We start from the raw sequence: 5,734 nt of genomic DNA on the forward strand, positions 1-5,734 counted from the left end.
ACCCAGCGCTGGTGGTTCAGGCGCTCTTGGTCGTGCGCGCAACCGGAAACGGCCACCGGGAATCACTCGGTAATGGATTTCGGTGGCCGTGTAAGGCGTGATGAAACATCTGGGCTAGAGCGCGTTGGCCCAGATGGCTTCCGCCGACTCTGCCGCCGGCTCATCGAAGTGCCATTCTCCGCCTGGCTCGGCAGGCATGGTGTACGGCTGCACGATGGCCAGCGCGGCACCGATGCGGTGCTCGGCAACAATGTGGATGGCGTCCTGGTCATTGTCCTGGAGCAGCACGTCGGAGGCGACGGCGATGGCCTGGAAGTGGGTGCCCTGCTGGTTCAGCACCTGCATCAGGTCGGCAACCATGGCTTCGGTGTCGATGTCGGCTTCCGGATCCTCGGGATCGTCCGTTGGCGGAACCGCAATCAGGCGCAGCTCCGGCTCGTCTTCGCCTTCCTGCGGTTCCAGCGCGATGGCGAAAGGCAGGAACACGCCCTGCTCCTCCAGCTGTTCGCGGGCTACGCCCAGGGCGGTGCCCAAGACCTTGTTCAGCGCGTCCTTGACGCCTTCATCCAGTTCTTCGAGGTTCATGTCTTCCCTTTGCTAGTTGGCGACGGTGTTTTCACGCACGATAGCCAGCACGGCATCGCGAATGGGCTCAATGATCTGCGCGGTGCGGCCCTCGCCGTTGAAACGCAGGTACGGTTCGGTGTTCGACGGGCGCAGATTGATCCACCAGCTGCCGTCGACTGCCGAAATGGTCGTGCCGTCCATGGTTGTCACGTCCACTGGCTGGTCCTGGAAGTGGGACACCACGCGGGCGGTGGCTCCGGCCTTGTCCTCCACCTCGGAATTGATTTCACCGGTGGCAACGTATGGCTCATACTCGGCACCCAGCTCGGAGAGCGGCAGCTGCTGCCCGCCCAAAGCGGCCAGCACATGCATGGCGGCGAGCATCCCGGTATCGGCGTTGTAGAAGTCGCGGAAGTAGTAGTGGGCCGAATGCTCGCCGCCGAAGACCGCACCCTGGGCGGCCATCTCGGCCTTGATGAAGGAATGGCCCACGCGGGTCATCACCGGGGTGCCGCCGGCCTTGGCGACGAATTCCGGCACCGCCTTGGAGGTGATCAAGTTGTGGATGACCACCGGGGATTGTTCGCCGGCGGCCTGCACTCGCGCGATTTCGCGCACCGCAACCAGCGCGGTGATGGCCGAGGGGGACAGCGGCAGGCCGCGCTCGTCGATCACGAAGCAGCGGTCGGCATCGCCGTCGAACGCCAGGCCGAGGTCGGCGCCGTGCTCCAGCACCGCTGCCTGCAGGTCCTTGAGGTTCTCCGGTTCCAGCGGGTTGGCGGGGTGGTTGGGGAACGTGCCGTCCAGCTCGAAGTACAGCGGGATGATCTCCAGCGGCAACTCGGCCAGCACCGTGCCCCCGAGGACTGCAGGGGTGGTCATGCCGCCCATGCCATTGCCGGCGTCCACCACGATCTTCAACGGGCGAATGGCCGACAAGTCCACTAATTCCCGCAGGTAGGCTGCGTAGTCGGCCAGCACATCGCGTTCGCTGATGCTGCCCTGCGGGGCATCGCCGGAGACCGGCAGGCCCTCGTCCAGGTACTGCTGGGCCAGATCGCGAATGTCGAAAAGGCCGGTTGCCGAGGAAATCGGGCGGGCGCCGGCCTTGGACATCTTGATGCCGTTGTACTGGGCGGGATTGTGGCTTGCGGTGAAGACGACACCGGCGGCATTGAACTTGCCCGAGGCGAAATACAGCTCATCGGTGGAAATCAATCCGAGCATGACCACGTTGGCACCGCGGTAGGTGGCGCCGCGGGCGAAGGCCTGGGCGAATTCCGCGGAGGACGGACGCATATCGCCGCCAACCAGTACGTCCTTGCCGGGCAGCGACAGCACGTCGACAAAGGCAGCGCCAATAGCTTCAATTGCTTCGGCATCCAGGGTCTCGCCGACCACGCCACGCACGTCGTAGGCCTTAAAGCTCTGATTTAGGTCAATCTGTTCACTCACGCCTTTCAGCCTACCGGCTAGGCCGATTCAAATCATTGAGATGCAAGCGAATCCAGGTGGGAAATGCCTAACATTTCAGCGCATTGGCCCCGGGCGCCCCCGCAGCTTGGCGGCGCCCATCCACAATCAGCGGGCGCCGCGAGCCAAATCGTAGGCGGGAACTGAAATACTGGAGGCATGGATGGCTCAACGCAAGTGGATCTGAAAACGCTGGCACTGCAGAAGCTGCGCGCCCTGGTGCAAAACCCGGACGCGCAGTTCCATGACGGACAGTATGAAGCGATCAGCGCGCTGGTGGCCCAGCGGCGCCGTGCCCTCGTCGTCCAGCGCACCGGCTGGGGCAAATCCGCGGTGTACTTCATCGCTTCCCTGCTGCTGCGCGAACAGGGCTACGGGCCAACACTGATCGTTTCGCCGCTGCTGGCCCTGATGCGCGACCAGGTCGCGGCCGCGGAGCGTGCGGGCGTCCGCGCTGCGGCCATCAACTCGGCCAATGTGCTCGAATGGCGCGAGATTCTCGAAAAGCTGCAGCGCAACGAGCTGGATGTGCTGCTGGTATCCCCGGAGCGCTTGAACAATCCATCCTTCCGCGAGCAGCAGCTGCCGATGCTGATGCAGCGCCTGGGCCTGCTGGTGATCGACGAAGCGCACTGCATCTCCGACTGGGGCCACGATTTCCGTCCCGACTACCGCCGCATCCGCGATCTGATTGCCCGGTTGCCCCAGGGCCTGCCGGTGCTGGCGACTACCGCCACCGCGAACAGCCGAGTCGTCCAGGATGTGGCCGAACAGCTGGCCGGCGGCACCGAAGAGGTCTTCACGCTGCGTGGCACCCTGGCCCGCGACTCGCTGCGCCTGGGCGTCCTGCGTTTGGCGTCGCCGCGCATGCAGCTGGCCTGGTTGCTCAGCCACCTCGAGGACTTCAAGGGCTCCGGCATCATTTACACCTTGACGGTTTCTGCCGCCGAGGATATTGCCCGACTGCTCAAGGACGCCGGGCACGAAGTTGCCGCGTACACCGGACGCACCGATCTGGAAGAACGCGAACGCCTGGAGCAGGCGTTGAAGAACAATGAAGTGAAGGCGCTGATCGCCACCAGCGCCTTGGGCATGGGCTTCGACAAGCCGGACCTCGGCTTCGTGCTGCACGTCGGTGCGCCCAGCTCGCCGGTGGCCTACTACCAGCAGGTGGGCCGTGCCGGACGTGGAAGCGTCAACGCGGATGTGCTGCTGCTGCCCGGGCCTGATGACTCGGAAATCTGGGAATACTTCGCCACCAGCTCCATGCCGGACCAGGAGCGTGCCACCCAGGTGCTCGAGACCCTGGCCAAGGCGGACGGGGCGATGAGTGTCCCGGCGTTGGAAAGCGCGGTGAACCTTCGGCGCTCGCCGCTTGAGCTGCTGCTGAAGGTCCTGGCGGTGGACGGCGCAGTGGAGCGCGTGGCTGGCGGCTGGATGCGCACGGACATGCCGTGGACCTATGATGCCGATCGCTACAAGCGGGTGGCGCAGAGCCGGGTCCATGAGCAGAACCTCATGGTCAGCTATGAGAACACGCGTAGCTGCCGCATGCAGTTCCTGACAGACGCGTTGGACGACCCGCAGTCCGCGCCGTGCGGCCGGTGCGACAACTGCGCCGGCGTGTGGTTCGACGACCATATCCCCGACGACTCCAAGGACAGTGCGCAGGCGGCCCTGGGCCGGGTGGGTGTGCCTATCGAGCCGCGCAAGCTGTACCCCTCCGGACTGGATCGGCTGGGCTACACGCTCAAAGGCAAGATCCCTGTTGACGAGCAGGTGGCCATGGGCCGTGCGCTGGCCCGGTTGACCGACCTCGGCTGGGGCAACCGCTTGCGCCAGATCTTCGCCGACCCTGCCGACAACCCGATCGACAAGGCGATGTTCGAGGCCTGTATCAAGGTGCTGGCCGAATGGAACTGGGAGGAACGCCCGGTGGGTGTGGTGGCCATGCCATCGAATAAGCGGCCCCAGCTGATCACCTCGCTGGCCCAAGGCCTGGCCGAAGTAGGTCGGCTGCGCTATCTGGGCCAGCTCGAATATCGCGGTCCCGGACCGCAGAACGGTCCCGGAGGAAACTCGGCTTTCCGTGTTGCCGCGGTAGCTGATGCGTTCGAACTTCCAACCCAGCTTGAACAGCTCATTGCCAATGCTCCAGGGCCGGTGCTGCTCGTTGACGACCTGGTCGATTCGCGGTGGTCTATCGCGATGGCTGGACGGGCCTTGCGGATCGCCGGCGCTCCGGGTGTCATGCCTTTCACTTTGGGCGTAGCTGGGTAATCGCACAGTTAAACAAAGTAGTCTGGAAGTATGGAATTTCTCATCTGGCTCGTTGTCCTCATTGCAGTGATTGCCCTGGGCTACTTCGGTCTGCAAGCGCTTCGCAAGAAGAACACTGCGCAAATCGCGCAGGCGATTTCCCGTGAGGCGGCACAGGCCGCGAACGCGAGACTAGATGATGCTTCCCGCAATTCGGTGTACCGCAATTTGGCCAAGGGCGACATCATGGGCGCGGTCAAGGACTTCCGCGAGGCTACCGGCGACTCGGTCAAGAATTGCGTGATCGCAGTCCGCAGCCTCGACAAGTACCCGCAGACTGCCCCTGCCAAGGAATTACCGAACGATGATAACGAGCTCAAGGCCCTGGGCGACAAGCTCGAAGCCCAAGTTGAGCGCGAAGATCGAGAAGCGGCGGCAACTGCCGCTGCCGAGTCAGCGCCAGCATCGGCCGATGATCCCTGGGTTGTTCCCCAGGAATGGAGCGAGCAGTTCAGTTCCCTCCAGGAACCCAGTGCCACGCATTTCAAGATGGCATTTGAGCTTGATGGCGAGAGCCGCGAGTTTTCCAGCGAGCAGCTGCCGCCCAATGAATACGACCAGCTGTTCTCGATGCTGCGGGATTCCAACTTTGAAGCAGCGGCAAAGATTCTTCACGGCTATACGGACCTGCCGGTCGATGATTTGGAACGCATGATCTCCACATCCCCAATGTCTGGCGCGAACGCCAACGGGAATGTCGCAGACTTCCGTTTTGAAGGCCAGGGACCGGATGGCCCTGTGCATTTCGATGCTGCCGAGCTTCCGGAAGCTGAACGCGAAGCGCTCTTCGATGCCATCGCAGATACCGATCTGGAACGGATGTCGGAAATTATCGTCCGCCATACGTCGTTGCCGGAAGATATCGTGCAGAACATGCTGCGGACTTTCGTGAAGCGCGAGGATTAGCAACGGCAATCCAGTGACGTTGGATGGTCAGCCATTTGCGCCCCCGACTGGACCGGCAACTGGCCGAAGTCGACGCGGTGTGCTCGCCCGTTCGCGTTTTCTGCTCGCAAGCTATTGGCACTTCAGGTCAGTGCGACGGCGAAAAAGAACGTCACCGCAATCAGGCCGGCGCTTCGGGTGATTGTTTCTAGCGCCCTAGGATGCCCAACGTGTACTTGTGCCCGGGTGGCGCATGGACGTGCCTAAGGCGCGCCAAACGACTGTTAGCGATTCCCAGGGCATGTTTCCCGAAACGGACCACTTTACGAAATGCTGGTCAACTTTCAATGCGCCAGTCGGGAATTTTCTTCGTTAACCCGGGTATTCCATGGCAACGGCAGTCATTAACTGACTTAAAAGAAGAAAAGGTGACCTGAACTGGAAAAATAGGAGTTGTTGAAGCTCTAAATCACCAGATCAAAGGATCACC

At 62.6% G+C, this 5,734-nt stretch carries 4 protein-coding genes; 2 read left to right on the forward strand and 2 right to left on the reverse strand.

Annotated elements, in window-relative coordinates; genetic code table 11:
- Positions 1-114 precede the first annotated feature (114 nt).
- Both EKH49_RS16235 and EKH49_RS16240 read right to left on the reverse strand, forming a co-directional pair.
- Complete coding sequence (locus EKH49_RS16235; RefSeq protein ID WP_038993806.1) at positions 115-585, reverse strand: hypothetical protein; 471 nt, start codon at positions 583-585, stop codon at positions 115-117.
- 12 nt (positions 586-597) lie between these two features.
- Positions 598-2,022 carry a phosphomannomutase/phosphoglucomutase gene (locus tag EKH49_RS16240; protein ID WP_201739637.1) on the reverse strand — a complete coding sequence of 475 codons (1,425 nt, stop codon included), beginning with the start codon at positions 2,020-2,022 and terminating at the stop codon, positions 598-600.
- Between the two features lie 177 nt (positions 2,023-2,199).
- Here EKH49_RS16240 and EKH49_RS16245 point away from each other — a divergent pair, with 177 nt between their 5' ends.
- On the forward strand, positions 2,200-4,320 hold the full coding sequence (locus EKH49_RS16245) for a RecQ family ATP-dependent DNA helicase (protein ID WP_128471667.1): 2,121 nt from the start codon (positions 2,200-2,202) through the stop codon (positions 4,318-4,320).
- A gap of 30 nt (positions 4,321-4,350) precedes the next feature.
- Complete coding sequence (locus tag EKH49_RS16250; RefSeq protein WP_128471668.1) at positions 4,351-5,265, forward strand: hypothetical protein; 915 nt, start codon at positions 4,351-4,353, stop codon at positions 5,263-5,265.
- Positions 5,266-5,734: the final 469 nt, after the last annotated feature.

The sequence above is a fragment of the Glutamicibacter sp. HZAU genome, assembly GCF_004100365.1.
GTDB lineage: Bacteria > Actinomycetota > Actinomycetes > Actinomycetales > Micrococcaceae > Glutamicibacter > Glutamicibacter nicotianae.

What these genes read in the sequence shown, in the direction of transcription:
- EKH49_RS16235 (WP_038993806.1), bottom strand. Translation starts at nt 585, where the DNA reads ATGAACCTCGAAGAACTGGATGAAGGCGTCAAGGACGCGCTGAACAAG.
- EKH49_RS16245 (WP_128471667.1), top strand. Translation starts at nt 2,200, where the DNA reads ATGGATGGCTCAACGCAAGTGGATCTGAAAACGCTGGCACTGCAGAAG.
- EKH49_RS16250 (WP_128471668.1), top strand. Translation starts at nt 4,351, where the DNA reads ATGGAATTTCTCATCTGGCTCGTTGTCCTCATTGCAGTGATTGCCCTG.